This is a genomic window from Ochrobactrum chromiisoli (genome assembly GCF_026241335.1).
GTDB classification, from domain to species: domain Bacteria; phylum Pseudomonadota; class Alphaproteobacteria; order Rhizobiales; family Rhizobiaceae; genus Brucella; species Brucella chromiisoli.
The window spans coordinates 73,260-99,583 of record NZ_JAPHAV010000001.1; the positions used below are offsets into that span (position 1 = coordinate 73,260).

A 26,324-nucleotide genomic window follows, 5' to 3' on the forward strand; every position below is an offset into this window, starting at 1 on the left:
ATCCGGCAGCTTTAATGCGCCTTTTCAGCAGCAAGTTTCAGACCAAGCGCAATGAAAACAACGCCACTCGTTCTGTCGATCCACTTTGAAGCACGCGAAAAAACCGCGCGCATCTTCGGCGTTGTCATAAAGAGGCTGACACCGATAAACCACGAAATCAATGCTGTGGCCATCACAACGCCGTAGCCAAGCTTGACTTCTGTCGGTGTATGAAGACTGACGACGGTCGAGAAAATCGACAGAAAGAAAAACACCGCCTTGGGGTTAAGCGCATTGGCGGCAAAACCAAGGCTGAAAGCCTTGAGCGCGCTCTGCTTGCGTTGCTTGTCCTGCTCTCGCATGTCGATATCGATCTTCGTCGTACCAGCGCGCAGTGCCTTGATGCCGATATAGACCAGATAGGCCACACCGCACCATTTCACGATATTAAACAGATAGATCGACTTGGAAATAATCAGCCCGAGACCAAGCACCGTATAGGTGACATGCATCATTAAGGCCGCACCAATGCCGAAACTGGTGATGATGGCCTCACGACGTCCATGCATCAGCGACTGGCGGATAACCATAGCCAAATCAGCGCCCGGCGAAACGATAGCAAAGGCAAAAATCGCCATCAGGGATGCAAGTTCAAACAGATAGGGATGCATCGCTTTTCCTTCGCCGCCGCATCAAGAGATGCAGGCAACCATCAAAAAACCAGATTGAAAAACATGCACGCAAGCCCGGCCAGCGAACCGATCCAGACAAGCGAGCGGATATAGGGAATGCCCGCAAGATAAAGCGGCACATAGATAATGCGGCAGATAAACCAGATCCATGCACCATAAAGCCCGAAACCTGCCGCCTCCCCTTTGAACACAAGTGCAAGAGCGAGCGCAACAAATGCAGGATAGGTCTCGCGGAAATTGGCAGACGCACGGTCCGCACGACCGGCCAGATGACCGGAGGGCTTGCGCCCTTCATCGCGCGGACCTGCATTCCATTGGGAGCCGAGTTCCCTCGTCGCCGTAAAGCCCTGCAAGAGGATGTGAACCACCAGCAGAACCACACTCCAGCCAATCAGCGGAAGAAAAGGCGACGATGAAAACATGCCCGGCTCCATCACTGTCTCCGATTAAAGATCAAGAACCAGACGCTCCGGATCTTCCAGGCTTTCCTTGACGCGAACAAGGAAGGTCACGGCTTCCTTGCCGTCAACGATGCGGTGATCGTAGGAGAGTGCAAGATACATCATCGGACGGATGACGATCTGGCCGCCAACAACAACCGGACGTTCCTGGATCTTGTGCATGCCAAGAATACCCGACTGCGGCGAATTGAGGATCGGCGAAGACATCAGCGAGCCGTAAACACCACCATTGGTGATGGTGAATGTGCCGCCCTGCATGTCGGCCATCGACAAAGAACCGTCGCGTGCCGCTTTCGCAAGACGACCCAGTTCCTTTTCAACGCCTGCGATCGAAAGCTGATCAGCGTCGCGGATAACAGGAACAACAAGACCCTTGTCGGTGCCGACGGCCATGCCGACATGCGCAAAGTTCTTGTAGATGATATCGGTGCCGTCGATCTCGGCATTAACAGCCGGAATTTCTTTGAGCGCATGCGTCACAGCCTTCGTGAAGAAGCCCATGAAGCCGAGCTTCACGCCATGCTTCTTCTCAAAAATATCCTTATAGCGCGAACGCAGTTCCATCACTGCCGACATATCGACTTCGTTGTAAGTCGTCAGCATCGCAGCGGTATTCTGCGCATCCTTGAGGCGCTTGGCAATGGTCTGGCGCAGACGGGTCATCTTCACGCGTTCTTCGCGTGGTGCATCATCAGCCGACGAAGCCGGACGCGCTGCAACAGGAGCGGCTGCCGCAGGAGCAGTCGAAACACCCTTGGCGATCGCGTCAAGAACATCGCCCTTGAGAACCTGACCGCGCTTGCCCGAACCTTCAACCTGATCAGCCGAAAGGCCTTTTTCAGTGAGGAGCTTTGAAGCGGCGGGGGCTGGCTGCATTGCCGGGCCCGACGATGCCGACGCAACAGGGGCCGCAACCGGAGCAGCAGCTGCAGCTGGCTTGGCTTCTTCCTTCTTCGGAGCAGGTGCAGCACCCGCACCGGAAATCTGGCCGAGCAGTGCGTTCACTTCAACCGTGTCGCCTTCCTGTGCCACGATTTCGGCCAGTACGCCCGCAGCCGCAGCTGGAACTTCCACTGTTACCTTGTCGGTTTCCAGTTCCACCAGAGGTTCATCGACAGCAACAGCATCGCCGACTTTCTTGAACCACTTTCCGATGGTTGCCTCAGTAACGGACTCCCCAAGCGTGGGAACGCGAATTTCGGTAGCCATGGTTTCTTCTTCCGTTGATCTTCAATCGTTAGATTTGACTTCAATTCAAGCGGAAGCAGCTTTTTTCAAACTGCTTCCGGCCGAAAGTTAAATTAATTGCCGAGTGCATCCTCAAGGAATGCGGCCAGCTGTTCAAGATGCTTCGACATCAGGCCCGTTGCAGGCGATGCCGCTGCCGGACGACCGGTATAGCGAACGCGCTGATGCTTGGCATCGATATGCGCTAAAACCCATTCCAGATACGGATCGATGAACGACCACGCACCCATGTTCTTCGGCTCTTCCTGACACCAGACAATTTCTGCCTGACGGAAGCGCGACAGCTCATTGATGAGTGCCTTGGCCGGGAACGGATACAGCTGTTCGACGCGCAGAAGATAGACATCGTCAATGCCACGCTTTTCGCGCTCTTCGTAAAGATCATAATAGACCTTGCCCGAGCACAGAACGACGCGACGGATCTTTGCATCCTTCTGAAGCTTAATGCCTTCATCGCCCTTGTTGTACTGTGCATCATCCCAAAGCAGACGGTGGAATGACGAATCACCCGACAATTCGTTCAGGCTTGAAACAGCACGCTTGTGGCGCAGCAGCGACTTCGGCGTCATCATGATAAGCGGCTTGCGGAAGTCACGCTTCATCTGACGGCGCAGAATGTGGAAGTAGTTAGCCGGCGTGGTAACATTGGCAACCTGCATGTTATCCTCAGCGCAAAGCTGGAGATAACGCTCAAGACGCGCTGACGAATGCTCTGGACCCTGACCTTCATAGCCATGCGGCAGAAGGCAGACGAGACCCGACATACGCAGCCACTTGCGTTCACCCGACGAGATGAACTGGTCGAAGACAACCTGCGCACCATTTGCGAAATCGCCGAACTGGGCTTCCCAGAGCACCAGCGCACGTGGATCGGACAGCGAATAACCATATTCGTAACCGAGCACGGCTTCTTCCGAAAGCATCGAGTTGATGGCTTCGTAGATCGCCTGACCCTTCTGAACATTGTTCAGCGGAATGTAGCGGTTCTGGTTTTCCTGATCGTAAAGAACCGTATGACGCTGCGAGAAGGTACCGCGTTCAACATCCTGACCCGACAGACGGATCGGATGGCCCTCCGAAACAAGCGAACCGAAAGCAAGCGATTCAGCCGTTGCCCAATCAATGCCTTCGCCCGTCTCAACCATCTTGGCACGGTTATCAAGGAAGCGCTGGATGGTGCGGTGGACATGAAAGTCCTTTGGCACTTCAACAAGCTTCTTGCCGATTTCTTTCAGCGTCTTGATTGGAACACCGGTCTTGCCACGACGCTGCTCATCGGCATTGTCAGCCGTGCGCAGACCACTCCAGGCACCATCGAACCAATCAGCCTTGTTCGGCTTGTAGCTCTGGCCAGCTTCGAATTCCTGCTCAAGCTTTTCGCGCCAGTCAGCCTTCATCTTGTCGACGTCAGCCTGTACCAGCAAACCTTCAGCAATCAGCTTTTCACTGTAAAGCTGAACAGTTGTCTTGTGCGCGCGGATTTCCTTATACATCAACGGCTGCGTGAAGGATGGTTCGTCACCTTCATTGTGACCAAAGCGGCGGTAACAGAACATGTCAATGACCACCGGCTTGTGGAAGATCATGCGGAATTCCATCGCAACCTTGGCTGCAAAAACAACCGCTTCCGGATCATCGCCATTGACGTGGAAAATCGGTGCTTCAATCATCTTGGCCACATCCGACGGATAAGGCGAAGAGCGCGAGAAGCCCGGATTGGTGGTGAAGCCAATCTGGTTGTTGATGATGAAATGCAGCGTACCGCCGACACGGTGACCGCGCAGACCTGAAAGACCAAGGCACTCAGCAACCACACCCTGACCGGCAAAAGCAGCATCGCCATGCAGAAGCAGCGGCAGAACCTTGGCGCGTTCCGTCAATGGCACCATGTCATCGCGGGTGCGGCCAACAAGCAGATCCTGCTTGGCGCGTGCCTTGCCCATGACAACTGGATTGACGATTTCGAGATGCGACGGGTTTGCAGTCAGCGAAAGGTGAACCTTGTTGCCATCAAACTCGCGGTCCGAGGAAGCACCAAGATGGTACTTCACGTCACCCGAACCTTCCACATCGTCAGGCGCATAAGAGCCGCCCTTGAACTCGTGGAAGATTGCGCGGTGCGGCTTGCCCATAACCTGAGACAGCACGTTCAGACGACCACGGTGCGCCATGCCAAGCACGACTTCCTTGAGGCCCATCTGCCCGCCACGCTTGACGATCTGTTCGAGCGCCGGGATCAGCGATTCACCGCCATCAAGACCGAAACGCTTGGTGCCCTTATACTTCACATCGATGAACTGCTCAAAGCCTTCAGCTTCGATCAGCTTCGACAGAATGGCCTTCTTGCCTTCAGCGGTGAAGGCATAGCCTTTATCCGGGCCTTCGATGCGTTCCTGAATCCAAGCCTTTTCAACCGGATCAGAGATGTGCATGAATTCGACGCCGATATTGCCGCAATAGGTGCGCTTGAGGATTTCAAGCATCTGCGGCACGGTCGCATATTCAAGACCCAGAACATTGTCGATGAAAATCTTGCGATCATAATCGGCAGGTGTGAAGCCATAGGTTGCCGGATCAAGTTCGCTAAAGTCGTTTGGCTTTTCAGCAAGACCAAGCGGATCAAGATTGGCATGGAGGTGGCCGCGCATACGATAGGCGCGGATCATCATGATGGCGCGAACGCTATCACGTGCAGCCTGTGCAATCTCTTCGGCGGTCAATGCTGCAGCGGCACTCTTGGCGTCAGCCTTGGCCTTGTCCTTCAGCTTGTCGGTCACATGCTTTTCGACACTGGCCCAGTTGCCGTCAAGCGCCGAGATCAGCTCGCCATTGGCCGGAATGGGCCAGTTCTTGCGCGTCCAGCTTGCGCCCTGCGCGTTTTTACGCACATCGTCGGCATCATCTTTCAGCTGTGCGAAGAACTCACGCCACTCGGGATCAACCGATGTGGGATCATCCTCGTACTTGGCATACAGCTCCTCAATATAGTCGGCATTGCCGCCATAGAGGAATGAGGTAAGGGCGAAAACGTCGTTGGCTTGTTCTTGCCTTGCCATAACCTAATCCGGAGCCTCCGCTCCGTCTCCTTGTAGTAGCTCATCATGCGCGGGCCGGAAGCTTTTGACCTTCATCCCTCACGCCGCCGGGGAGGAACCACAACAGACCCCGGCATAACTCGATCACAAACTTGATTCATGCGGAAGAATGATGGCCAAAGCCTGACATTCTCTTAACCGGCCGCCCCGGTATCTGTATGAAACCCGGCAGCAGCTTTCGCCACTGCCGGGGCATTTCAATCGACAATGCGCAATCTTAGCCCTTAAGGACTTCAACCAGCGTCTTGCCCAGCTGTGCTGGCGAAGGAGACACGCGAATGCCAGCCGATTCCATGGCTGCAATCTTGTCTTCTGCGCCGCCCTTGCCACCGGAGATCACAGCACCCGCATGGCCCATGGTGCGTCCGGCAGGAGCGGTACGGCCAGCGATAAAGCCAACCATTGGCTTGCTTCGACCGCGCTTGGCTTCGTCCTTCAGGAACTGCGCAGCTTCTTCTTCAGCCGAACCGCCGATTTCACCGATCATGACAATCGACTTGGTTTCGTCGTCGGCCAGGAACATTTCCAGCACGTCGATGAACTCGGTGCCCTTGACCGGGTCGCCGCCGATACCAACAGCCGTGGTCTGGCCGAGACCTTCGTTCGAAGTCTGAAACACTGCTTCATAGGTAAGTGTGCCGGAGCGGGAAACAACACCCACAGAACCCTTCTTGAAGATATTGCCCGGCATAATGCCGATCTTGCATTCTTCTGGGGTCAGGATGCCCGGGCAGTTTGGTCCGAGCAGGCGCGACTTTGAGCGTTCCAGACGCTCCTTGACGCGAACCATGTCCATGACCGGAATGCCTTCGGTGATGCAGACGATGAACGGAACTTCAGCGTCAATCGCTTCGATGATTGCGTCCGCCGCACCTGCTGGCGGAACGTAGATCACCGATGCGTCTGCACCTGTGCGTTCCTTGGCTTCTGCAACAGTTGCGAAGATCGGAAGCTTTTCGCCTTTCGAACCTTCCCAGGTTTCGCCACCCTTTTTCGGGTGAATACCGCCGACCATCTGCGTGCCGTAATAAGCAAGCGCCTGTTCGGTGTGGAAAGTACCGGTCTTGCCGGTCAGGCCCTGTACGAGAACCTTGGTGTCCTTGTTAACGAGAATGGACATGCCTTAATTCCCCTTCACTGCAGCGACGATTTTCTGCGCCGCATCGTCGAGATCGTCAGCTGAAATAACATTCAGGCCGCTCTCGTTGATGATCTTCTTGCCAAGCTCGACATTGGTGCCTTCAAGACGGACAACCAGAGGAACCTTGAGGCCGACTTCCTTGACGGCAGCAATCACGCCTTCAGCGATCACGTCGCACTTCATGATGCCACCGAAGATGTTGACCAGAATGCCCTGAACAGCCGGATCAGCGGTGATGATCTTGAACGCAGCCGTGACCTTTTCCTTGGAAGCGCCGCCGCCAACGTCGAGGAAGTTAGCCGGTTCAGCACCATAGAGCTTGATGATATCCATGGTTGCCATGGCAAGGCCTGCACCATTGACCATGCAGCCGATATTGCCATCAAGAGCAACGTAAGCGAGATCGTGCTTGGAAGCTTCGATTTCCTTTTCGTCTTCTTCCGACAGATCGCGCAGTTCCTGAATGTCAGGATGACGGAACAGTGCATTGCCGTCGAACGATACCTTGGCATCGAGAACGCGCACGCGACCATTGGTCATGACGATCAGCGGGTTGATTTCCAGAAGGCTCATGTCCTTCTCGGTGAAGGCCTTGTAGAGGATCGGGAACAGCTTGAGGCCGTCTTCACGGGCTTCGCCTTTAAGCTCTAACGCATCGGCGAGCTTGTTGGCGTCTGCATCGGTCACGCCCTTGGCAGGATCGATGGCAACCGTGATGATCTTTTCAGGGGTTTCTTCCGCAACAGCTTCGATATCCATGCCGCCTTCGGTCGAAACGACGAAAGCAGGACGGCCAACGGTGCGGTCGATGAGGATCGAGAGATAAAGCTCGCGCTCAATATCTGCACCATCTTCGATGTAAAGACGGTTGACCTGCTTGCCAGCTTCGCCGGTCTGCTTGGTGACGAGCGTGTTGCCGAGCATTTCCTTTGCATTGGCAACCACTTCCTCGACAGACTTTGCGAGGCGCACGCCGCCCTTGGCATCAGGGCCGAGTTCCTTGAACTTGCCCTTGCCGCGTCCACCAGCATGGATCTGGCTCTTGACGACATAAAGCGGGCCGGGAAGCGTCTTTGCCCATTCTTCCGCCTGTTCGACGGAATAAACAGCCACACCATTGGCGATCGGTGCGCCGTAAGTGTGGAGCAGGCGCTTGGCCTGGTATTCGTGAATATTCATCTGGTTGTCCTCTGCGGATTCCCGACCCTTTCAACAGAGCCGGTACGGATTGACAGCCGGAAAAGGCCGGGCGCGCCCAAGAGCAACCCGGCCTTGTCTGGAACTTATTTCAGTGACGGAGCAATGCCGATGCAAGCTTCGCAAAGACCGGCAACAGATGCGACCGACTTTTCGAACTCAGCCTTTTCGCCCTTATCAAGATCGATCTCGATAATGCGTTCAACGCCATTGGCACCAATCACGGTTGGAACGCCGACATACATGTCGTTCACGCCATACTGACCGGAAAGCTGTGCTGCGACAGGCAGAACCCGCTTCTTGTCCTTGAGGTAGGATTCAGCCATCGCGATTGCCGACGAAGCAGGCGCGTAGAAAGCAGAACCGGTCTTGAGCAGACCGACGATTTCTGCGCCGCCATCGCGGGTGCGCTGAATGATCTTGTCGAGCTTTTCCTGTGTGGTCCAGCCCATCTTGACGAGATCTGGCAGCGGAATACCGGCAACGGTCGAATAACGAGCGAGCGGAACCATTGAGTCGCCGTGGCCACCAAGCACGAATGCAGTGACATCTTCGACAGACACGTTGAATTCTTCCGACAGGAAGTAGCGGAAACGGGCGCTGTCGAGAACGCCAGCCATGCCGACAACTTTGTGCGCTGGCAGGCCGGAGAACTTCTGCAAAGCCCAGACCATCGCATCAAGCGGGTTGGTGATGCAGATGACGAAAGCTTCAGGCGCATATTTCTTGATGCCTGCGCCGACCTGTTCCATGACCTTCAGGTTGATACCCAGAAGATCGTCGCGGCTCATGCCCGGCTTACGCGGCACGCCTGCGGTAACGATGACAACGTCTGCGCCTTCAATTGCGGCATAGTCGTTTGCACCGGTGAACTTCGCATCAAAACCGTCAACGGGTGAAGATTCTGCAATATCCAGTCCCTTACCCTGCGGAGTGCCTTCCGCAATATCGAAAAGGACGACGTCGCCGAGTTCCTTCAGGCCAGCAAGATGAGCGAGCGTGCCGCCGATCATGCCGGAGCCGATGAGGGCAATCTTGTTGCGTGCCATGATTGTTTCTTTCCTCAAGTTTGATCCAGAAACGCATGAAGCTATCCGGTTTCCTCCCGGAAAACGCGTCTGCGCTGCGAGGGTTCGATAGGACTCTTTGCAAAAAAACTCAACTCATTATTTTGCGACTAATGTTTTCAATCGGTTAGATTTATATGTTCTTACGTAAACGTAAGATATTTTGACAAAATGAAGGCAACTCGACTCTATCGTCCGGCTGTTTCGCATCTTGAAAGATGCACCAGCCGGGCCGCAGGTGATCGTCTTAAAGAGCTTGCTGAAGGAGCACCGCTCCTCCCGCATTCTGCCCTTTTTGCAAAGCAACATAGCCCGAACTTTCTATAAGTCGAGTCTTTGTCAATTCGATGATAGGGCGCAAAGACGGCGAAGCTGTCTCAGCCTTGAGCTCTTTCTGAAAAACTGTCGAGATATTCTGCGCTCTGCATTTCAAAAAGGCGCGAGGCTGTACGGTCAAACTCAAAGGCTTCCACGCCCTGCTTAGCCTCATAGAGCTTTTCAGGCTGCGCTTCGGCAGAGATGAAAAGCCGCGCATGATGATCATAAAGCACGTCGATGAGCAAAATAAAGCGCTTGGCTTCATTGCGGCGCGAATAGTCAAGCATCGGCACATCATCAATAAACAATGTCGAATAGCGCGTGACGATAGCGATATAATCATTGGCTGCAAGCGGCTGCGCGCACAGTTCATCAAAGCTGAAGCGTGCTGCCCCCGGCACTGCACGGCGCACGGAAATATCGCGCCCCTTGATGTGGATCACATCCGGCTTTTCTTGCCGACCAGCCTTCAGCGCTGTCCACGCAGCCTCCATCCGTTTGCTCGTCTCGGAATTAAGCGGTGTCAGATAAACCGGCTGACGGTCGAGCTTTTCCAGCCGGTAATCGGTGCGCGAATCGAGATTGATCACATCGACATGCTGCTTGAGAATATCGACAAAGGGCAGGAACAGCTGACGGTTCAGCCCATCGCGATAAAGATTGTCGGGTGCCACGTTGGACGTCGCAATCAGCACCACGCCGCGCGCAAACAAAGCGCTGAACAGGCGCGACAAGATCATCGCATCCGCAATATCGGTCACAGTAAATTCGTCAAAGCAAAGCACCCAAGCCTGTTGCGCCAAAGCTTCTGCAACCGGCGGAATCGAGTCTTCCTGCTTGGTTTCGCCACGCTTCAAGGCCTGACGATGCGCATTGATACGCTCATGGACATCGGCCATGAAATCATTGAAATGCGCGCGGCGTTTGCGTTCGACCGGCAAAAGCTGGAAGAACATATCCATCAGCATGGTCTTGCCACGCCCAACCTCGCCATGGACATAAAGGCCTTTGACGGTGGCAATCTCTTTGCGCTTGCCAAACAGCCAGCCCAGCGCACTCGATTTGCGCGACAGGCGTTTGCTGCAAACTTCCTCGATCAGCCGGTCATAGCGTGCAGTCAGTTCAAGCTGCGCGGGATCGGCCTCGACTTCCCCCGCTTTGACCAGCGCGTCATAATGCTCGCGAACCGAGGGGAACGCCTTCAGATTACCGTCGAAAGACATGATTGTCTGTCCCACCACTCAATTGCAGAAAAGGCGGAGCGTCTTGCGACTGCTCCGCCTGTCTTTAACGCAGTTGCTTTATCAGCGCGACAGCGAAACGGCCTGACCGCTTGTGGTCTGGCCGTCAAATCGGCTCGGACCGGAAGAATAAAGCGTTGCGACCGTGCCGCCATTCGCATCATAGAGCGAAAGCTGCTTGCCATTGACCGCCCATGAAGCGAGGCTTCCAAGTTCACCGGGGCAGCGCAATGGGCCAGCGCGGAAACCCTGACCATATTTGGTCTGCGGGGTTGCGATCTTGCAGTTCTGACCGGCAAGGGAAGCATTCCACACGCCAGCAACCTTGCCCGGCGTCAGATCAGGTGCCGATTCGGGCGGCAGACTTGCAACCTGCGTGCCTGCGGCAGGCATTGAAGTGTCAGTCGTCGGCGCCGTCGGAAACGATGTCGGCGCGTTCAAATTGCCGGACTGCACAGAACTGACGGGAGCAGAGCGCAGCGGTGCTGGTGGCGGCGGCGATGCATTATTGTCAAAACCTCCGACCCGGGAGCTTTGGCAACCGGCCAGAATAGCGCCCGCCGCAGCAATGCTGAGCAAACTTGCTTTTGAAATTCCCATCTGGTTCTCCAATTCCTGGTCTTGGTGGGGCCAACAAGTGGGGGAGTGCCCCTTGCAGGATCGAGTTTGAAAGCTCGACCTAAAACATTATTGCACCGATAAAATGGCGATATGGTTAAAAAATCAACTGTAGTCTTGTGCGAATTTCGTCAAAACAGGATCAGGAAGGCTTGAAAGTGCTTAGAAATTTTCAAAATGGCGCAGGAAGGACACAGTTTTTGCGCAAATAGCGATCCACAAGTTCAGCAATCAGACAGAGCTGAAGCCAATCGTGCACCGGTACTGGCAATTTGTGGGCTTTTCCGCCATATAGAGCCTTTCTAAACGAACGGGACCACGAACCAGCAATGAGCAAGGCCATCTTCGCCAAGATGAACGGATTGGGCAACAAGATCATTGTTGCTGATATGCGCGGACGCAGCGATCATATTGCTGCGACTGCTGCTATCCGTTTGGCCGCAGATGAGGCAACCGCGTTTGATCAAATCATGGCCATTCATGATCCCAAAACGCCCGGCACCGATCATTATATCGAGATCATCAATTGCGATGGCACGCAGGCGCAGGCTTGCGGCAATGGTACGCGCTGCGTTGTGCAATGGCTTTCCAAAGAAAGCGGCAAGCAGGATTATACGTTCCAGACACTGGCTGGCATCCTGACCGCCAATGAGCACGAAGATGGGCTGATTACCGTCGATATGGGCAAGCCGCATTTCGGCTGGAAGGAAATCCCCCTCGCCCATGCAGTTGAAGACACAAGCGCCATCGACCTGTCTGCTGGCCCTGCTGATGCGCCTGTTCTGCAAGCGCCGTCGATCGCATCCATGGGCAATCCGCACGCGATCTTCTGGGTTGAAAACGATGTCTGGTCCTATGCACTGGATAAATATGGTCCCGGACTGGAACATGCCCCGGTCTTCCCGCAACGCGCCAATATTTCCATCGCCCAAATCACATCGCGCGACAGCATGAACCTGCGCACATGGGAACGTGGCGCGGGCCTCACCCTTGCCTGTGGTTCTGCCGCCTGCGCTGCTGCCGTCTCAGGCGCACGCACGGGACGCACCGAACGCAATGTCACCGTGAATGTCCCCGGCGGCCCACTCAAAATCGAATGGCGCGACGATGATCACGTCATGATGACCGGGCCTGCCGAGTGGGAGTTTGATGGCACATTTGATCCTGTAACCGGCGAATGGGACTACGCCCCCAATCAAGACCGGGGAGCTGCCTGATGGCCGTGGAAGTCATAACCTTTGGATGCCGCCTCAACACCTATGAATCCGAGGTGATGAAGCGCGAAGCGGATAATGCCGGTCTTGGTGAACTCAAAGACGGCGCGATCATCTTCAACACCTGTGCGGTCACGGCAGAAGCCGTCCGTCAGGCGCGTCAGGCCATTCGCAAAGCCCGGCGCGACAACCCGGAGGCTCGCATCATTGTGACGGGCTGTGCCGCGCAAACGGAATCGGCAAAATTTGAGGCCATGGACGAAGTCGACCTCATTCTGGGTAATGAGGAAAAGCTAAAGGCCAATTCCTATCGCATGCTGCCCGATTTCGGCGTGAACCAGTTCGAAAAAGTGCGCGTCAACGACATTATGGAAGTGCGCGAAACCGCAAGCCATATGGTCGATGCCATTGAAGGCCGCGCGCGCGCTTTCGTGCAGGTGCAGAATGGCTGCGATCATCGCTGCACCTTCTGCATCATTCCTTATGGGCGCGGCAATTCGCGTTCGGTGCCAATGGGCGGCGTGGTCGATCAGGTCAAACGCCTTGTCGATAACGGCTATCGGGAAGTCGTTCTAACGGGCGTGGACATGACCTCTTACGGTCCCGATCTGCCGGGTAGCCTGCGTCTTGGAAAACTGGTCAAAACCGTTCTCAATCAAGTGCCGGATTTGCAGCGCCTGCGTCTCTCATCCATCGATTCCATTGAGGCCGATGAAGACCTGATGGAAGCAATCGCCAATGAAAAGCGCCTGATGCCGCATCTGCATCTGTCGCTTCAGGCAGGCGACGACATGATTTTAAAGCGCATGAAGCGCCGTCATTTACGCGATGATTCCATCCGCTTCTGCGAAGATGTACGCGCACTTCGCCCCGACATCGTGTTCGGTGCCGACATCATTGCCGGTTTCCCGACCGAAACAGAAGAGATGTTCGCAAACTCGATGAAAATCGTTGAGGAATGTGGCCTGACACATCTGCACGTCTTCCCCTATAGCGCACGCGAAGGCACACCGGCTGCACGCATGCCACAGGTCAGACGCGAAATCGTGAAAGATCGCGCCGCACGTTTGCGTGCCGTTGGTGACCGCGCATATCAAAAACACTTAGCTTCTCTCAATGGCACTGTGCAGCGCCTGTTGATCGAGAAGGAAGGCATTGCCCGCACGGAAGGCTTTACGCTTGCCGCTGTGGATCAGGGCAATGCTGGCGAAATTATCGAACGAATTGTGACGGGGCATGACGGTGAAAAACTCCTCACCCGTCAGACAGAGCCGCAAGCGGCTTAAAGCTTAAGGGCATCAAAATTCATGGCAATGGGTTTCATCAAGAAAATGTTCTCCTTCGGCAAGAAGGAGGTCGAGGAAAAACCGGTCGAAGAACTGGCTCCCGATTCTTTGGAAGCACAGCTTCCTGAAACCACCGAGTTAGCCGCAACCGAAGTGGTCGTTTCCGAACAGGACACACCAGTTGTTATTGCTGATCCTGAGCCGGTTGAGGAAGAGAAGGCAGAACCGGAACATCCGGTTGCCGAGATTGAAATTCCGATTGAACAGCCTCCAGTGATGGAGCCAATCGTCGTTGAAGCCCCTGTTGCAGAGCCGAACATTGAGCCAGAGCCGGAACCTGTTGCTGAACCTGAACAGGTTGAAGTGCCGGCAATCCCCGAGACAGCGACTGTTGAGGATGGGGTTGAACCCGCCGTTCAGCCGGAACCGGTAAAGCCCAAAAAGGTCAAGGTCGCAAAGGCCGTTGAAGAGCATCAGGAAGAAGTGCCGGTTGAGGCAGCGCCTGAACCAAGGCTTTCCTGGTTCGAGCGCCTGCGCCGCGGGTTGTTGCGCTCATCGAATTCATTAAGCGATTCCATCGGCAGCATTTTCACCAAGCGCAAGCTCGATGAAGATACGTTGCAGGATCTTGAAGACGTACTCATTCAGGCCGATCTCGGTCTTGAAACCGCGATGCGCGTCACCGACGCGCTGTCATCCGGCCGTTATGGCAAGGACGTGACTGGCGAAGAAGTCCGAAACATCATGGGCGCAGAAATCGAGAAGGTTCTCGGTCCCGTTGCTAAACCGCTGGAACTCGATCTTTCGCATAAGCCGCATGTCATTCTGGTTGTCGGCGTCAATGGAACCGGCAAGACCACGACCATCGGCAAGCTGGCGGCAAAACTCACCGCTGGCGGCCTCAAAGTCATGCTTGCGGCAGGCGACACATTCCGCGCCGCAGCCATCGAACAGCTTCATATCTGGGGTGAGCGCACCGGCTCTCCGGTTGTTTCGAGCAAGCTTGGCGCCGATGCGGCAGGCCTTGCCTATGATGCATGGAAGCAGGCGAAAGAGGCGGGCAGCGATGTGCTCATCATCGACACCGCAGGCCGTTTGCAGAACAAGGCCGAGCTGATGGACGAACTCGCCAAGATCGTCCGTGTGCTTGGCAAGCATGACCCGGAAGCCCCGCACACCGTCCTTCAGACGCTGGATGCCACCACCGGGCAGAACGCGCTCAATCAGGTCGAGATTTTCAAAAATATCGCTGGCGTCAACGGCCTTGTCATGACCAAGCTGGACGGCACGGCACGCGGTGGCATTCTGGTGGCAATCTCTGCCAAACATAAGCTCCCAATCTATTTCATCGGCGTCGGCGAAGGTGTCGACGATCTTGAACCATTTGCGGCCAAGGATTTTGCCCGCGCCATCGCAGGAGTTGCCTGATGGAGCATCCCGTTTTCGAACGCGATCCCTCGCAAAAAACCGAAGCCGAACGCAAGGAAGTGCCGCCGCTGCTCAAGCTTGCGCTGGAACTCGGGCCGCTTCTGGTTTTCTTTTTCGCCAATGCGCGTGGTGAAAGCCTGATTGAGCATTTTCCGGTGCTCGCTCAGATTGGCGAGCCGATCTTTCTGGCAACTGCCCTCTTCATGGTTGCGACCGTCATAGCCCTTGCCATTTCATGGTCGATGACACGCACCTTGCCGATGATGCCACTCATTTCCGGTATCGTGGTGCTGGTTTTTGGTGCGCTCACACTCTGGCTGCACAACGACACCTTCATCAAAATGAAGCCCACAATCGTCAACACGCTGTTTGGCGCGATCCTGCTTGGCGGACTGCTGTTCGGCAAATCCCTGCTCGGTTATGTGTTTGATTCGGCCTTCCGGCTTGATGCCGAAGGCTGGCGGAAACTGACCTTCCGCTGGGGCCTGTTCTTCATCTTCCTCGCAGTGGTGAATGAAGTGGTGTGGCGGAATTTTTCGACCGATGCCTGGGTCTCTTTCAAGGTCTGGGGCATTATGCCGATCACCATTGTCTTCACGCTTTCACAAATGCCGCTTATCCAGAAGCACACATTGCCTGAAGCTAAAAAAGATTAGAGCATGTCTCCCAAAAGTGGGAACCGGTTTTGGGACAAAGACATGCGTAAAAACAAAGAATTAGAGCGAGCGCAACACGCTCTAAGATATATGGGAGGACGCCATGTTACGCCTGGACATTGAACAATTCATCTGCCGCAGCGATAATTATGGTGTTCTCATTCATGATCCCGAAAGCGACCTGACAGCTGCAATCGATGCGCCGGATGCGGCAGCCATTGAAGCGGCACTAAAACGCCGTGGCTGGACACTCGACTTCATCTTCACGACGCATCATCACCTTGATCATGTTGAAGGCAATGCGGCGTTGAAAGCCAAATTCGGCGTCAGCATCATCGGCCCGGAAGCAGAAGCCAGCAAAATCCCGACGCTCGACCGCAAGATGAAAGACGGCGACGAATTCACCTTCGGACTTTTCAAGGTGAAAGTGATCTCCACCCCCGGCCATACGGCTGGCGAGATTTCCTTCTATCTGCCGGAAGCGAAAGTCGTGTTCACGGGCGACACGCTTTTTGCATTGGGCTGCGGTCGTCTGTTCGAAGGAACACCGGCAACCATGTTCCAGTCTCTGCAAAAACTTGTGAGGCTTCCGGGTGACACGGTCGTTTATTGCGGTCATGAATACACGCAGAGCAATGCGCGTTTCGCCCTGACGATTGATCCTGACAATTCGGCCTTGAAAGAACGGGCGGCAGAGATTGCGCGGTTGCGTGCGGCTGATAAAATGACCCTGCCCACAAGCATTGCGCTTGAAATGGCCACCAATCCGTTTCTGCGCTGGCACGATAGTGGCATTCGCGCACGCCTTGATATGCGCGAAGCAAGTGATGAAGCCATTTTCGCAGAAATCCGTAAGCGCAAAGACCATTTCTAGGATACGATCATGACGACCTTTTCCCGCATCAAGAAGTTCAACGCAGCCGCAGTCTTTGGCCTTTCGCTTATCGTCCTTCCGCAATCATTGAACGTCACTTATGCCGAAGATATTATTGCGATTGCCACGCCGCCGAAGACACCAGAAGAAATCAACAATTTCAAGCTGAGCGAAGACCTGCTCACGCGCATGGAAAAAATCCATAACAAGCTTGAGGAAATGCAGCTTTCGCCCACGGCAGAAGAAGGTCAGGATGCACGTCCGACCATGGATTCCATGGTAAAAAGCATTGAATCGCGGCCACAGGTTGTTGCTGTTATGAAGGCTGAAAATATCGAACCACGCGATTATCTTCTTGCCTATTTCGCCATGATGAACGGACTTGCGGCGGCGGATGCCGAAGAAGAAGAACAGCTCGTCGATGAAGTGAAGCAGATTAATCCCGAACACCTCGCCTTTGCCAAGCAATATGGTGAACGCATTCGCGAACTGATCGGCGAGTAAATATAAAAAAAACGGCGAAGTTTTCTTCGCCGGTTTTGGTTTTACGAAGGTTGTCTTAACAAACGCAGCGCGTTGATTGTCACGAGAACTGTTGCACCCGTATCGGCCAGAATAGCAGGCCAGAGGCCGGTAATCCCAAGCACCGTGGTCACGAGGAACACCGCTTTCAGCCCAAGCGCGATTGTGATGTTCTGATGGATATTGCGCATGGTCCGCTTCGACAGATCAACCATCGCAGCCACATCACCCACCCGGCCATGCAGCACCGCTGCATCAGCTGTTTCAAGCGCCACATCGGTGCCGCCGCCCATGGCAATGCCAACATCGGCAGCAGCCAGTGCTGGCGCATCATTGATGCCGTCGCCAACCTTGGCAACAATCTGACCGTCATTGCGAAACGCGCCAACAATCCGTTGCTTGTCTTCCGGCAGGAGCTCGGCGTGAACTTCAATACCGAGATCCTTACCAATGGCTTCTGCGGTACGGCGATTATCACCCGTCAGCATGACGGTGCGAATGCCTGCATTTTTCAGCACCTTCAGCCCTGCAATGGCATCCGCACGCGGCTCATCACGCATGGCGATAGCGCCTGCAATTTTGCCGTCTGCAACCAAAACAGAAACCGTTTTGCCTTCATCATTGCAGGCGGCAATCCGAGCTGCAAGATCGTCCGGAATGGGAGAGATTTCATTGGCAGCCTTGCGCGAACCAAGGAACAGCTCAATCCCATCAGCTTTACCTGACACACCCTTGCCGCCATGTGCCTTGCCAGTCGCAACGGAGGAGAGCTTCAGACCGCGCGCATCTGATGCGCTGACAATTGCAAGCGCCAGCGGATGGCTGGAACCTGCATCAAGCGAAGCAGAGAGACGCAAAACTTCTTCTTCCGAAAGTGCTCCCGGCAGAACATCCGTTACCTTCGGCTTACCTTCGGTGAGCGTTCCGGTTTTATCAAAACAGGCGGTCGTGATCTTTCCGATGGTTTCAAGGACAGCACCACCTTTCAAAAGCAACCCGCGCCGCGCACCCGCCGAAAGCGAAGCCGCAATGGCCGCAGGCGTCGAAATAACCAGCGCACAGGGGCAGCCGATCAGTAGAATGGCCAGACCCTTGTAAATCCACTCCCCCCATTCAGCGCCCGCAACAAGCGGCGGCAGAATGGCAACCAGTGCAGCCACAACAACCACGCCCGGCGTGTAATAGGTCGAAAAGCGATTGATGAAACGCTCGGTCGGCGCTTTGGCTTCCTGTGCTTCCTCAACCAGCCGCACAACGCGTGCGATGGTGTTGTCCTCAGCCGCAGCCGTCACCTTCACCCGCAGCAAGCCATCGCCATTGATCGTGCCTGCAAAGACGTTTTCGCCCACGCCCTTGCCAACCGGCGTGCTTTCGCCCGTCACCGGTGCTTCATCAATGGCACTTTCACCCGAAATGATCTCACCATCAGCTGGCATACGATCACCGGGGCGCACCACAATCACATCGCCCACATTGAGCGCCGCCGCAGGCACTTCACTGGTTACGCCATTGCTTTCAACAAACGCGGTCTTGGGCACCAGCGCGGTCAGCGACTGGATGCTGTCACGCGCTTTGCCAGCAGCAACCCCTTCGAGCAATTCGCCGACCAGAAACAGAAAAACAACCGCTGCTGCTTCTTCTGTCGCGCCGATAATGACAGCGCCAATGGCTGCAATCGTCATTAGCATTTCGATGGAAAACGGTGTGCCATTGATGGCTGCCGAATAAGCGCGTTTTGCAATCGGTATAAGACCGATCAGCATGGCAGCCGTGAACGCCCACAGTGCAACCGGTGGATAAAAATAGCCGACAACATAAGCCACCACCAGACCACCACCGCAGGCGAGCATCATCTTGCCCTTTGCGGTTTGCCACCAGCGCTTTTGCTTTTCTGGCGCGGCAGGCTGGAGCTTGCGCGTGGCGGTTGATTGCGCACTGGCCTTATAGCCAAGTGCCGTCACCTTTGCGGCAATCGCATCAACACTGGCCGAGCCATCATGATTGACGATCATGGTGCCATTGGTCACCGAAACAGACACATCCTGCACACCACCGACGCGACGCACAGCCGTATCGATCTTGGCCGCGCAAGAGGCACAATCCATCCCCTCCACACGAAAACGCAGACTGTCAGCACCCGCAACAATCTGCTTTGCTTCAGCTTCGTCATGAACGTGATCATGGTGATTGTGGTCATGCTTATGATCATGGCCGCCGCAGCCTGCATGATCGTGATCGTGATCGTGATCGTGATCGTGATCGTGATCGTGATGCTCGTGTTTGTGAGGCGCTTTTTTGTCAACCAATTGTTCGATGCCATAGCCAAGGCTGCGCACTTTTTTGGCAACGCTTTCCAAATCGCTGCTGCCATCATGACGCACCGTCATCATGCCTGTCGTCACCGACACGGAAACATCTTCCACACCCGAAACACGACGCACAGCCGTATCGATTTTCGTCGCGCAGGAAGCACAATCCATACCTTCCACGCGAAACCGGTTCTGTTTTAAAATCTCATTCATAATCTGCCCCTGTCGAGACCACTCTTGAATTGTCTGAAACAAGGTCTACATCCTCTAGTGACTAGAGGAGCAAGAGCAAAAATGATCACCAACGTTCCGATCGGCGAAGCATCCAAAGCCAGCGGTGTGAAAGTGCCGACAATCCGTTATTACGAGCAAATCGGACTTCTTCCGGTGCCCCCGCGCACGCAAGGCAATCGTCGCCTTTATGACAATGCTGACATTCAGCGGCTGTTATTTATCCGCCATGCGCGCGATCTGGGCTTTGAGGTCGATGCAATCCGCACGCTTCTCGACCTTCAGGACAATCCCGACCAGTCGTGCGCTGCCGCTGATTCGATTGCGCGCACACGCCTGATCGATGTCGAAAATCGCATCGCAAAACTGATGTCTTTGAAAACAGAACTGTTACGGATGCTGGATTGCACGGCACATGGCCGCATCGACCAGTGCCGGGTTATCGAAATTCTCGGCAATCACGAGGGATGCCTTCACCCCAGCCACTGACACTATTTTGCCAGAAGTGGGATTTTCTGGATATGCTCTAACCTGATTGCGTGGAAGCCGCTTCTTTGCGCCGCGATAGAATCATGTCTTTTGCAGCAAGTGCTGCACCTGCCGTGATCAACAGGCAGGCGGCGAGGATGCGCATGGATGGTTGCGCCATACCGGCTGAAATAAGCACAAGCGTCGAAAGAAGCGGCGCAGCGTAACTTGCCGCGCCCAGCACCTGAATATTGCCGCGCTTCACTCCAAAATCCCAGGCATAGAAGGCCGCCCCTACTGGCAAAAGGCCAAGCGCCATAACACTGAGCCACTGCGTTGCGGTTTCCGGCCACACTGTCTGCTCAAGTGCCAGATGACAAATCAGCGATAAAACAGCCGTCGCCACACAGAACCCAGTCACAGCATCGGTTGGCACACTCGAAAAACGGCGGGAAAGCAGCGAGTAGCTGGACCATGTCAAAGCGCAAAGCGCAGCCATTGCATAACCAAAACTATAGCGGGCTTCAAAGCCGATACCGTCCCCTTTGCTTACAATGAGCGCCGTCCCGCCAAGCCCAAGAAGCGCGCCAACGATATGATACCAGCGCAGCCGTTCGCCCGGCATCAGGGCAGATCCGACCACAATCAGCAGGGGCCAGAGATAGGCAATCAGGCTGGCATCGACCGCTGGCGCATTTCGGAGTGCTGTAAAATAAAAAAAGTGGTAACCAAACAGACCAATCACGCCGACAAGCCAGACGATTGGCGGCTGACGCAGATGTTTGATGGCCCCCGGCCGCCACAGCCATGAAATGAGACCGATGGATGCGCCAATCGAAAACGTCATGGCTGAGAGTTGGAAAGGCGGAACCTGACCGGAACCCGCAGTAAAAAGCGCCAACAGCGCCCACATCGCGATAGCCGAAAAACCGATCAGCGTTGCCAGCTTCATAATGAATCCCCCATTTGCGGGATCACATGCGCGTCTTACGCCGTCTTTTGCGTCCCGTTACCTTATCTTTTCAAATCGCGTAGCTTCGATCTTCAGCGTCCCCAGCTGTGTGCCGATGCGTGCCACGACGGGCGCATAAATACCGGAATGGCCCAAGGAAGCAAAAGAAATCGTTATCTTGCTGCGATTGGCAAGATAATCGATAGCCTTCTTACCCTTCTGATAGCCGGAAATCGGCACGAACTTTGCCGAGCAGATCACCGATTCGCCGGTAAAGCCCTTTGTGGTGAAGGATTCCGTGCCATTGAAACTCAATTTTAAATCGGCGCGCGTCTGCCCGTCAAAAACCTGAAGCGTACGATTGCACACAGCTTTGGGATCGTTGGTTGGAATCATGAGCGCGCTCAATGGATCACTGACATTCACCAGATCATTCGGTCCGCTCTCCACCCAGGGATCGCGCTTTTTGACCGGCGGCACATTTTCAGAAGCGATCACTTTGCCATCGGCAAAACGGATCATGGTGCTCTTATTTTTCCGCCCATGCTTGTAGGCGAGATCAAAAGCCGATGGCATGACCTTGCCCTGAGAGGAACTGCCACCGACATAGACCGTACCGTCGGTATCATCGAAAATCCGTGCAATGCCCGACGTTTTGAATCGTCCATTCACACCATAATTGGCACCCTTGACGATGGTTTCTATCGCTGAACGCGCAATAGAAAGACCAAACATCGAGATTTCATATTCGGTGCGATAGAGATCCTCAGCCCGGGCGCTGCTCATCGCAGATAGGCTCGCAATCGACAGCACAGTAAAAAAAGCGATTCCCCGCTCCCAAGCCTGCTTCTTCACCGTTTGTTCGAAATGCACCTGCTCGATCATGCAGATTTTCCTTTCGATTTATCAGCCCTGATAGCATTCACCCACATGAATGCTATATGGCAAATCCGAAACACATCTGCGAACCGATTCTGCTTTTCTGCCAGATGCGATTTTTATCTTTGAGCTTTCGCCTGTAGATCACTCCAAATCTGCTTTGGATTTTCGATTCATACCCACTGTCGAACAAGAAAAGCTGGCAAAGTTATGATCAGGAGGCGCAAAGGATACTGCAAACGACCGTAAATGCGCACCTTTCAAGCTTCAAAGCGGAATCTGTCTTGACTGTTTTCTCTCCTGTCACTATAGAAACGCGACTTTCCCAATAGGCCGCCTGTCCGAGATCGCGCGCCAGCAGCAGCAAACTGCTATGATTGCTTTGAATTCGGACATTCGGGTCGGGGCCTGAGAAACAAAAATTTGAAGGTGAGACCAAAATGTCCCGCGCTTGTGAATTGACCGGCACTTCGGTCCAGTACGGCAACAATGTAAGCCACGCAAACAACAGAACGCGTCGTCGCTTCCTGCCAAATCTCTGCAACGTTACGCTGATGTCCGAAGCACTCGGCCAGAGCTACCGTCTTCGCGTTTCCGCTTCTGCTCTGCGTTCGGTTGAGCATCGCGGCGGCCTCGACGCTTTCCTCGTCAAGTCTGACGACAAGGAACTCTCGCAGCGCGCGCGCCTGCTGAAGCGTCAGATCGTGAAGAAGCAGGCTGAAGTTGCTGCATAAGCAATCAGCTTTTTAAGTTTTGACAAAAAAGGCTGACAAACGTCAGCCTTTTTTGCTGGTTCCATCACCCAGGATAAAAAAATGCCTATGACAGGTTCTTCCTTTGCCCGGTTGATTCCGGCCATTTTTTGCATGTGCGCAGCGGTTGCTGCCTCCAACATTCTTGTCCAATATCCGTTTGAGCATTTCGGCCTTGGCGAGCTGCTGACCTATGGCGCTTTCACCTATCCGGTGGCCTTTCTCGTCAATGACCTCACAAATCGCCGTTTTGGACCCGCAGCAGCGCGCAAGGTCGTCTATGCGGGGTTTGTGCTTGGTGTCGTCATGTCGATCTGGCTTGCCACGCCACGCATTGCCATTGCTTCCGGTTCGGCATTTCTGATCGCACAATTAATGGACATCACTGTCTTCAACCGCCTGCGCCAGAAAACATGGTGGAAAGCACCTTTTGCCGCCGCCATGTTCGGCTCCGTTGTCGATACGGTGCTGTTCTTCTCCATCGCCTTTGCCGCGCAGTTTGCATGGATTGACGCAATAACGGGCATGCCCGATTCGTCGCTTGCGGAGCCTGCCTCACTCCTTGGACTTGGCGTCCCGCTCTGGGCTTCACTGGCGTTCGGCGACTTCTTCGTGAAGGTTGTGATGGGAACGCTGATGTTGGTGCCCTATGGTGCCATTCTGGCGATTTTCGCGCCAGCGCTTTATGCCCCTGACAGGCTGAACACGACCAAGCGCTGATCGGAAACATGCCGGTCGGCGTACTGCCTTCACGTTCCGTTTATCTGAATGAAAATCAATTTCATTGCAGTGTTTTCATATCTATATACAGCACTCCGATAAGTCGGCACGAATGATATGCCGACTATCTTTTCTGAATTCGGCTCCTATATTGTTCTCAATAATCATAATCTGCATGGATTTATTTCCATCGCGGGCTTCGTGATTTTGGTGGATATATTTATATTTAGATAAGGGTAATTTAAATGTCTATTAACAAAGAAAAACGTCCACTCGCCATCATCACCGGCGCAAGTTCCGGCATCGGCCTTGCCAGCGCAAAAATGTTTGCGGATCGCGGCCACCCCTTGCTCCTGCTGGCGCGCCGTCTTGATGCGATGGAAAAGCTCAACCTGCCCAACACACTCTGCAAGTCCGTTGACGTGACCGATCGAAAGGCACTTGTGGCGGCAGTTCAGGAGGCCGAAGCAAAATTTGGCCCCGCCGATGTCATTGTCAACAATGCCGGTGTGATGCTGCTGGGCGATGCAACCAGGCAGAATCCCGATGAATGGGACCGCATGCTTGATGTGAACGTCAAGGGCCTGCTCAACGGCATTCATGCAGTCTCAAGCGGAATGGTCAAGCGCAAGCACGGCACCATCATCAATATCAGCTCGGTGGCAGGTCGCAAGACCTTCGCCAATCATGTGGCCTATACGGCCACGAAATTCGCCGTACACGGGCTTTCTGAAAACTTGCGTGAAGAACTCTCTCCGCATGACGTGCGCGTCGTGACAATCGCACCCGGTGCCGTTGAGACCGAGCTTCTCAGCCACACCAGTGATACAGGCATCAAAGCCGGCTATCAGGACTGGAAGAAGAGCATGGGCACGCCCGTGCTTGCAGCAGACGATGTCGCGCGCGCCATCGTCTATGCTTACGATCAGCCGCAGGGTGTCTGCATTCGCGAAATCGTTCTCGCAGCAACCCGCCAGCAGGCATAATGGCATAAAAAAGGGGCCGGTCCGGCCCCTTTTATCGATCTGTATTTTATCGTTTTCCTGCGCGGCGGCGCCCCTGCCCTGCGCCACCTGCCCCTTGTTCTTCGAACAAAGAGGCAAGCTGCTCGGTCATAGCACCGGCAAGCTCTTCCGCGTCCACAATCGTCACAGCACGCTGATAATAACGCGTCACATCATGGCCGATACCGATGGCAATCAGTTCAACCGGCGAACGCGTTTCGATCTCTTCGATAACCGCACGCAAATGACGCTCCAGATAATTGCCCGGATTAACCGAAAGCGTTGAGTCATCCACTGGTGCGCCGTCCGAAATCATCATCAGAATCTTGCGCTGTTCAGGACGTGCCAACAGGCGCTGATGTGCCCAGATCAGTGCTTCGCCGTCGATGTTTTCTTTCAGCAAGCCTTCGCGCATCATCAATCCGAGATTGTTGCGCGCACGACGCCACGGCGCATCTGCGCGCTTATAGATGATATGGCGCAGATCATTAAGGCGGCCCGGATTGGACGGCTTGCCACGACCAAGCCAGGCTTCGCGCGATTGTCCGCCCTTCCATGCCTTGGTGGTGAAGCCGAGGATTTCGACCTTCACACCGCAACGCTCAAGCGTGCGCGCCAGAATATCCGCACAGGTCGCTGCAACCGTAATCGGGCGGCCGCGCATGGAGCCGGAATTATCAATCACCAGCGTCACGACCGTATCGCGGAAATCTGTATCGCGCTCCATCTTGTAGGAAAGCGGCTGCGTGGGGTCGATCACGATACGCACAAGACGCGCACTGTCGAGATAGCCCTCTTCCAGATCAAAATCCCATGAGCGGTTCTGCTGCGCCATCAAGCGGCGCTGCAAACGATTGGCAAGCCTGCCGACCACACCCTGCAAATTAGAAAGCTGTTTATCGAGAAAGCCGCGCAAACGGCTCAGTTCCGCCTCATCGCAAAGATCGGTGGCTTCGACTTCCTCATCGAATTCACGCGTGAAAACCTTGTAATCGACATGCTCGGCAAAATTGGCGAAGGGCTGGTTCTGACGGCGCGTGTCACCGGGCGTTTCCGCGTCGACATCTTCGCTGTCATCCATATCGTCAGAGGAAGCGTCCGTGGCTTCCATCTCGCCCTGCTCGCCCTCTTCGCTGGAATTATCCGATTCATCACTTTCAGCGGAATCAGAACCTTCCTGGCTTTCGTCTCCGCCTTCCTCGTTTTCATCCGGATCCGGCGTCTGTTCGTTGTTATCGTCCTGCTCGTCGCTTTGCTCTTCCTGCGAAAGCTCCTCAGCCATATCCATCGAAGCGAGCATATCGCGCACAGTGCGCGCAAAGGCCTGCTGATCTTCAATATTTTCACCAAGGCGGGTAAGCGTGCTGCCGGCCTTCTGTTCGATCCATTCGCGCCACAGATCAAGCACAGGCCCCGCTTCGGCTGGTGCTTTGCGCCCGGTCAGCTTTTCACGCAGCAGAAGCGAAATCGCTTCCTCTAGCGGCGCATCATCCTTGTTGGTGACAGAAGAGAAATTGGCGCGGGCATATTTATCCGCCAGCATCACCGAAAGATTTTCGGCAACCCCGGCCATCGCGCGCGCACCAATGGCTTCCACACGCGCCTGCTCAACCGCATCATAAATCGCACGCGCCTGTTTGCCTTCCGGCGCAAGGCTTGCGTGTATGCGCGCATTGTGGCGCGCCTGACGCAGCGCCATGGAATCACCCAAACCCCGCGTAACGGCAAGATCATGCGCCGTCGGGCGCTTTGGCAGTTCAGGCAGACGGGCACGATTGCCAGTCAGCGCCGGACGGTCATTGCTGAAAGCCACTTCCAGCTCGTTCTCGCCGGAAATAGCGCGCATGGTCGCCGTCATCGCTCGCTTGAACGGTTCGGAATCCACCGGTCCGTTTTTACGCTCGCGCGAATTATCGCCTATTGCTGACTTCTGGCCCGACATCTGCCTATCCTGACTTCACAACACAACACC

23 protein-coding genes are annotated in these 26,324 nt (G+C 54.7%); 10 read left to right on the forward strand and 13 right to left on the reverse strand.

From position 1 onward, the window contains the following. Positions 1 to 11: 11 nt before the first annotated feature. The 9 genes from OPR82_RS00395 to OPR82_RS00435 all read right to left on the reverse strand — a co-directional run bounded on the left by OPR82_RS00395 (position 12) and on the right by OPR82_RS00435 (position 11,039). Positions 12 to 650: a LysE family translocator gene (locus tag OPR82_RS00395; RefSeq protein WP_265982374.1), complete on the reverse strand. Its 639-nt coding sequence runs from the start codon at positions 648 to 650 to the stop codon at positions 12 to 14. 41 nt (positions 651 to 691) lie between these two features. Further along, complete coding sequence (locus OPR82_RS00400) at positions 692 to 1,105, reverse strand: MAPEG family protein (RefSeq protein ID WP_265982375.1); 414 nt, start codon at positions 1,103 to 1,105, stop codon at positions 692 to 694. A gap of 12 nt (positions 1,106 to 1,117) precedes the next feature. After that, positions 1,118 to 2,341 (reverse strand): 2-oxoglutarate dehydrogenase complex dihydrolipoyllysine-residue succinyltransferase, encoded by a 1,224-nt coding sequence (gene odhB / locus OPR82_RS00405; RefSeq protein WP_265982376.1) that lies wholly within the window; start codon positions 2,339 to 2,341, stop codon positions 1,118 to 1,120. Between the two features lie 92 nt (positions 2,342 to 2,433). After that, positions 2,434 to 5,436 carry a 2-oxoglutarate dehydrogenase E1 component gene (locus OPR82_RS00410; RefSeq protein ID WP_265982377.1) on the reverse strand — a complete coding sequence of 1,001 codons (3,003 nt, stop codon included), beginning with the start codon at positions 5,434 to 5,436 and terminating at the stop codon, positions 2,434 to 2,436. A gap of 256 nt (positions 5,437 to 5,692) precedes the next feature. Next, positions 5,693 to 6,595 (reverse strand): succinate--CoA ligase subunit alpha, encoded by a 903-nt coding sequence (gene sucD / locus OPR82_RS00415; protein WP_265982378.1) that lies wholly within the window; start codon positions 6,593 to 6,595, stop codon positions 5,693 to 5,695. A gap of 3 nt (positions 6,596 to 6,598) precedes the next feature. Then, entirely contained in the window at positions 6,599 to 7,795 is a 1,197-nt protein-coding gene (sucC, locus tag OPR82_RS00420) for an ADP-forming succinate--CoA ligase subunit beta (RefSeq protein WP_265982379.1), read from the reverse strand. 104 nt (positions 7,796 to 7,899) lie between these two features. Then, the gene (gene mdh, locus OPR82_RS00425) at positions 7,900 to 8,862 is read right to left on the reverse strand and encodes a malate dehydrogenase (protein WP_265982380.1); all 963 of its coding nucleotides are present in this window, start codon (positions 8,860 to 8,862) and stop codon (positions 7,900 to 7,902) included. A 395-nt stretch (positions 8,863 to 9,257) separates the two neighbouring features. After that, a complete protein-coding gene (zapE, locus tag OPR82_RS00430; protein WP_265982381.1) occupies positions 9,258 to 10,421 on the reverse strand; it encodes a cell division protein ZapE in 1,164 nt (387 codons plus the stop codon). An 81-nt stretch (positions 10,422 to 10,502) separates the two neighbouring features. Further along, positions 10,503 to 11,039 (reverse strand): protease inhibitor Inh/omp19 family protein, encoded by a 537-nt coding sequence (locus OPR82_RS00435; RefSeq protein WP_265982382.1) that lies wholly within the window; start codon positions 11,037 to 11,039, stop codon positions 10,503 to 10,505. A gap of 347 nt (positions 11,040 to 11,386) precedes the next feature. Between OPR82_RS00435 and dapF the strand changes: the two genes are divergently transcribed. The 6 genes from dapF (at position 11,387) to OPR82_RS00465 (ending at position 17,019) form a co-directional block, all read left to right on the forward strand. Then, on the forward strand, positions 11,387 to 12,274 hold the full coding sequence (gene dapF / locus OPR82_RS00440) for a diaminopimelate epimerase (RefSeq protein WP_265982383.1): 888 nt from the start codon (positions 11,387 to 11,389) through the stop codon (positions 12,272 to 12,274). After that, entirely contained in the window at positions 12,274 to 13,557 is a 1,284-nt protein-coding gene (mtaB, locus tag OPR82_RS00445) for a tRNA (N(6)-L-threonylcarbamoyladenosine(37)-C(2))-methylthiotransferase MtaB (protein ID WP_265982384.1), read from the forward strand. Before dapF ends, mtaB begins: the two co-directional genes overlap by 1 nt. 21 nt (positions 13,558 to 13,578) lie before the next feature. Then, on the forward strand, positions 13,579 to 14,985 hold the full coding sequence (gene ftsY / locus OPR82_RS00450) for a signal recognition particle-docking protein FtsY (protein ID WP_265982385.1): 1,407 nt from the start codon (positions 13,579 to 13,581) through the stop codon (positions 14,983 to 14,985). Beyond that, positions 14,985 to 15,641, forward strand: a complete 657-nt coding sequence (locus OPR82_RS00455) for a septation protein A (protein WP_265982386.1) — start codon at positions 14,985 to 14,987, stop codon at positions 15,639 to 15,641. The genes ftsY and OPR82_RS00455 overlap by 1 nt, the downstream gene beginning before the upstream one ends. A gap of 103 nt (positions 15,642 to 15,744) precedes the next feature. Beyond that, positions 15,745 to 16,515, forward strand: coding sequence for a hydroxyacylglutathione hydrolase (gene gloB, locus OPR82_RS00460; protein WP_265982387.1), 771 nt, complete (start codon positions 15,745 to 15,747; stop codon positions 16,513 to 16,515). Positions 16,516 to 16,524: 9 nt separating this feature from the next. Further along, positions 16,525 to 17,019 (forward strand): hypothetical protein, encoded by a 495-nt coding sequence (locus tag OPR82_RS00465; RefSeq protein ID WP_265982388.1) that lies wholly within the window; start codon positions 16,525 to 16,527, stop codon positions 17,017 to 17,019. Positions 17,020 to 17,060: 41 nt separating this feature from the next. Here the strand turns inward: OPR82_RS00465 and OPR82_RS00470 are convergent, their stop codons facing one another. Continuing rightward, positions 17,061 to 19,559: a heavy metal translocating P-type ATPase gene (locus OPR82_RS00470; protein ID WP_265982389.1), complete on the reverse strand. Its 2,499-nt coding sequence runs from the start codon at positions 19,557 to 19,559 to the stop codon at positions 17,061 to 17,063. A gap of 84 nt (positions 19,560 to 19,643) precedes the next feature. Between OPR82_RS00470 and OPR82_RS00475 the strand changes: the two genes are divergently transcribed. Beyond that, on the forward strand, positions 19,644 to 20,066 hold the full coding sequence (locus OPR82_RS00475; RefSeq protein ID WP_265983800.1) for a MerR family transcriptional regulator: 423 nt from the start codon (positions 19,644 to 19,646) through the stop codon (positions 20,064 to 20,066). Positions 20,067 to 20,103: 37 nt separating this feature from the next. On the opposite strand, the gene yddG is transcribed toward OPR82_RS00475, so the two are convergent. Both yddG and OPR82_RS00485 read right to left on the reverse strand, forming a co-directional pair. After that, the gene (yddG, locus tag OPR82_RS00480) at positions 20,104 to 20,997 is read right to left on the reverse strand and encodes an aromatic amino acid exporter YddG (protein ID WP_265982390.1); all 894 of its coding nucleotides are present in this window, start codon (positions 20,995 to 20,997) and stop codon (positions 20,104 to 20,106) included. Between the two features lie 57 nt (positions 20,998 to 21,054). Further along, positions 21,055 to 21,882: a DUF3108 domain-containing protein gene (locus OPR82_RS00485; RefSeq protein ID WP_265982391.1), complete on the reverse strand. Its 828-nt coding sequence runs from the start codon at positions 21,880 to 21,882 to the stop codon at positions 21,055 to 21,057. Between the two features lie 434 nt (positions 21,883 to 22,316). On the opposite strand from OPR82_RS00485, the gene rpmB reads away from it, so the two are divergent. The 3 genes from rpmB (at position 22,317) to OPR82_RS00500 (ending at position 24,334) form a co-directional block, all read left to right on the forward strand. Then, positions 22,317 to 22,610 (forward strand): 50S ribosomal protein L28, encoded by a 294-nt coding sequence (gene rpmB / locus OPR82_RS00490; protein ID WP_265982392.1) that lies wholly within the window; start codon positions 22,317 to 22,319, stop codon positions 22,608 to 22,610. An 81-nt stretch (positions 22,611 to 22,691) separates the two neighbouring features. After that, the gene (locus OPR82_RS00495; protein WP_265982393.1) at positions 22,692 to 23,348 is read left to right on the forward strand and encodes a queuosine precursor transporter; all 657 of its coding nucleotides are present in this window, start codon (positions 22,692 to 22,694) and stop codon (positions 23,346 to 23,348) included. A 245-nt stretch (positions 23,349 to 23,593) separates the two neighbouring features. Beyond that, a complete protein-coding gene (locus OPR82_RS00500) occupies positions 23,594 to 24,334 on the forward strand; it encodes an SDR family oxidoreductase (RefSeq protein WP_265982394.1) in 741 nt (246 codons plus the stop codon). A gap of 46 nt (positions 24,335 to 24,380) precedes the next feature. Here the strand turns inward: OPR82_RS00500 and cobT are convergent, their stop codons facing one another. Beyond that, a complete protein-coding gene (gene cobT, locus OPR82_RS00505) occupies positions 24,381 to 26,294 on the reverse strand; it encodes a cobaltochelatase subunit CobT (protein WP_265982395.1) in 1,914 nt (637 codons plus the stop codon). Between the last annotated feature and the right edge of the window lie 30 nt (positions 26,295 to 26,324).

Coding starts and splice junctions, on each gene's coding strand:
- OPR82_RS00395 (WP_265982374.1), bottom strand. CDS start 650: ATGCATCCCTATCTGTTTGAACTTGCATCCCTGATGGCGATTTTTGCC.
- OPR82_RS00400 (WP_265982375.1), bottom strand. CDS start 1,105: ATGGAGCCGGGCATGTTTTCATCGTCGCCTTTTCTTCCGCTGATTGGC.
- odhB (WP_265982376.1), bottom strand. CDS start 2,341: ATGGCTACCGAAATTCGCGTTCCCACGCTTGGGGAGTCCGTTACTGAG.
- OPR82_RS00410 (WP_265982377.1), bottom strand. CDS start 5,436: ATGGCAAGGCAAGAACAAGCCAACGACGTTTTCGCCCTTACCTCATTC.
- sucD (WP_265982378.1), bottom strand. CDS start 6,595: ATGTCCATTCTCGTTAACAAGGACACCAAGGTTCTCGTACAGGGCCTG.
- sucC (WP_265982379.1), bottom strand. CDS start 7,795: ATGAATATTCACGAATACCAGGCCAAGCGCCTGCTCCACACTTACGGC.
- mdh (WP_265982380.1), bottom strand. CDS start 8,862: ATGGCACGCAACAAGATTGCCCTCATCGGCTCCGGCATGATCGGCGGC.
- zapE (WP_265982381.1), bottom strand. CDS start 10,421: ATGTCTTTCGACGGTAATCTGAAGGCGTTCCCCTCGGTTCGCGAGCAT.
- OPR82_RS00435 (WP_265982382.1), bottom strand. CDS start 11,039: ATGGGAATTTCAAAAGCAAGTTTGCTCAGCATTGCTGCGGCGGGCGCT.
- dapF (WP_265982383.1), top strand. CDS start 11,387: ATGAGCAAGGCCATCTTCGCCAAGATGAACGGATTGGGCAACAAGATC.
- mtaB (WP_265982384.1), top strand. CDS start 12,274: ATGGCCGTGGAAGTCATAACCTTTGGATGCCGCCTCAACACCTATGAA.
- ftsY (WP_265982385.1), top strand. CDS start 13,579: ATGGCAATGGGTTTCATCAAGAAAATGTTCTCCTTCGGCAAGAAGGAG.
- OPR82_RS00455 (WP_265982386.1), top strand. CDS start 14,985: ATGGAGCATCCCGTTTTCGAACGCGATCCCTCGCAAAAAACCGAAGCC.
- gloB (WP_265982387.1), top strand. CDS start 15,745: ATGTTACGCCTGGACATTGAACAATTCATCTGCCGCAGCGATAATTAT.
- OPR82_RS00465 (WP_265982388.1), top strand. CDS start 16,525: ATGACGACCTTTTCCCGCATCAAGAAGTTCAACGCAGCCGCAGTCTTT.
- OPR82_RS00470 (WP_265982389.1), bottom strand. CDS start 19,559: ATGAATGAGATTTTAAAACAGAACCGGTTTCGCGTGGAAGGTATGGAT.
- yddG (WP_265982390.1), bottom strand. CDS start 20,997: ATGAAGCTGGCAACGCTGATCGGTTTTTCGGCTATCGCGATGTGGGCG.
- OPR82_RS00485 (WP_265982391.1), bottom strand. CDS start 21,882: ATGATCGAGCAGGTGCATTTCGAACAAACGGTGAAGAAGCAGGCTTGG.
- rpmB (WP_265982392.1), top strand. CDS start 22,317: ATGTCCCGCGCTTGTGAATTGACCGGCACTTCGGTCCAGTACGGCAAC.
- OPR82_RS00495 (WP_265982393.1), top strand. CDS start 22,692: ATGCCTATGACAGGTTCTTCCTTTGCCCGGTTGATTCCGGCCATTTTT.
- OPR82_RS00500 (WP_265982394.1), top strand. CDS start 23,594: ATGTCTATTAACAAAGAAAAACGTCCACTCGCCATCATCACCGGCGCA.
- cobT (WP_265982395.1), bottom strand. CDS start 26,294: ATGTCGGGCCAGAAGTCAGCAATAGGCGATAATTCGCGCGAGCGTAAA.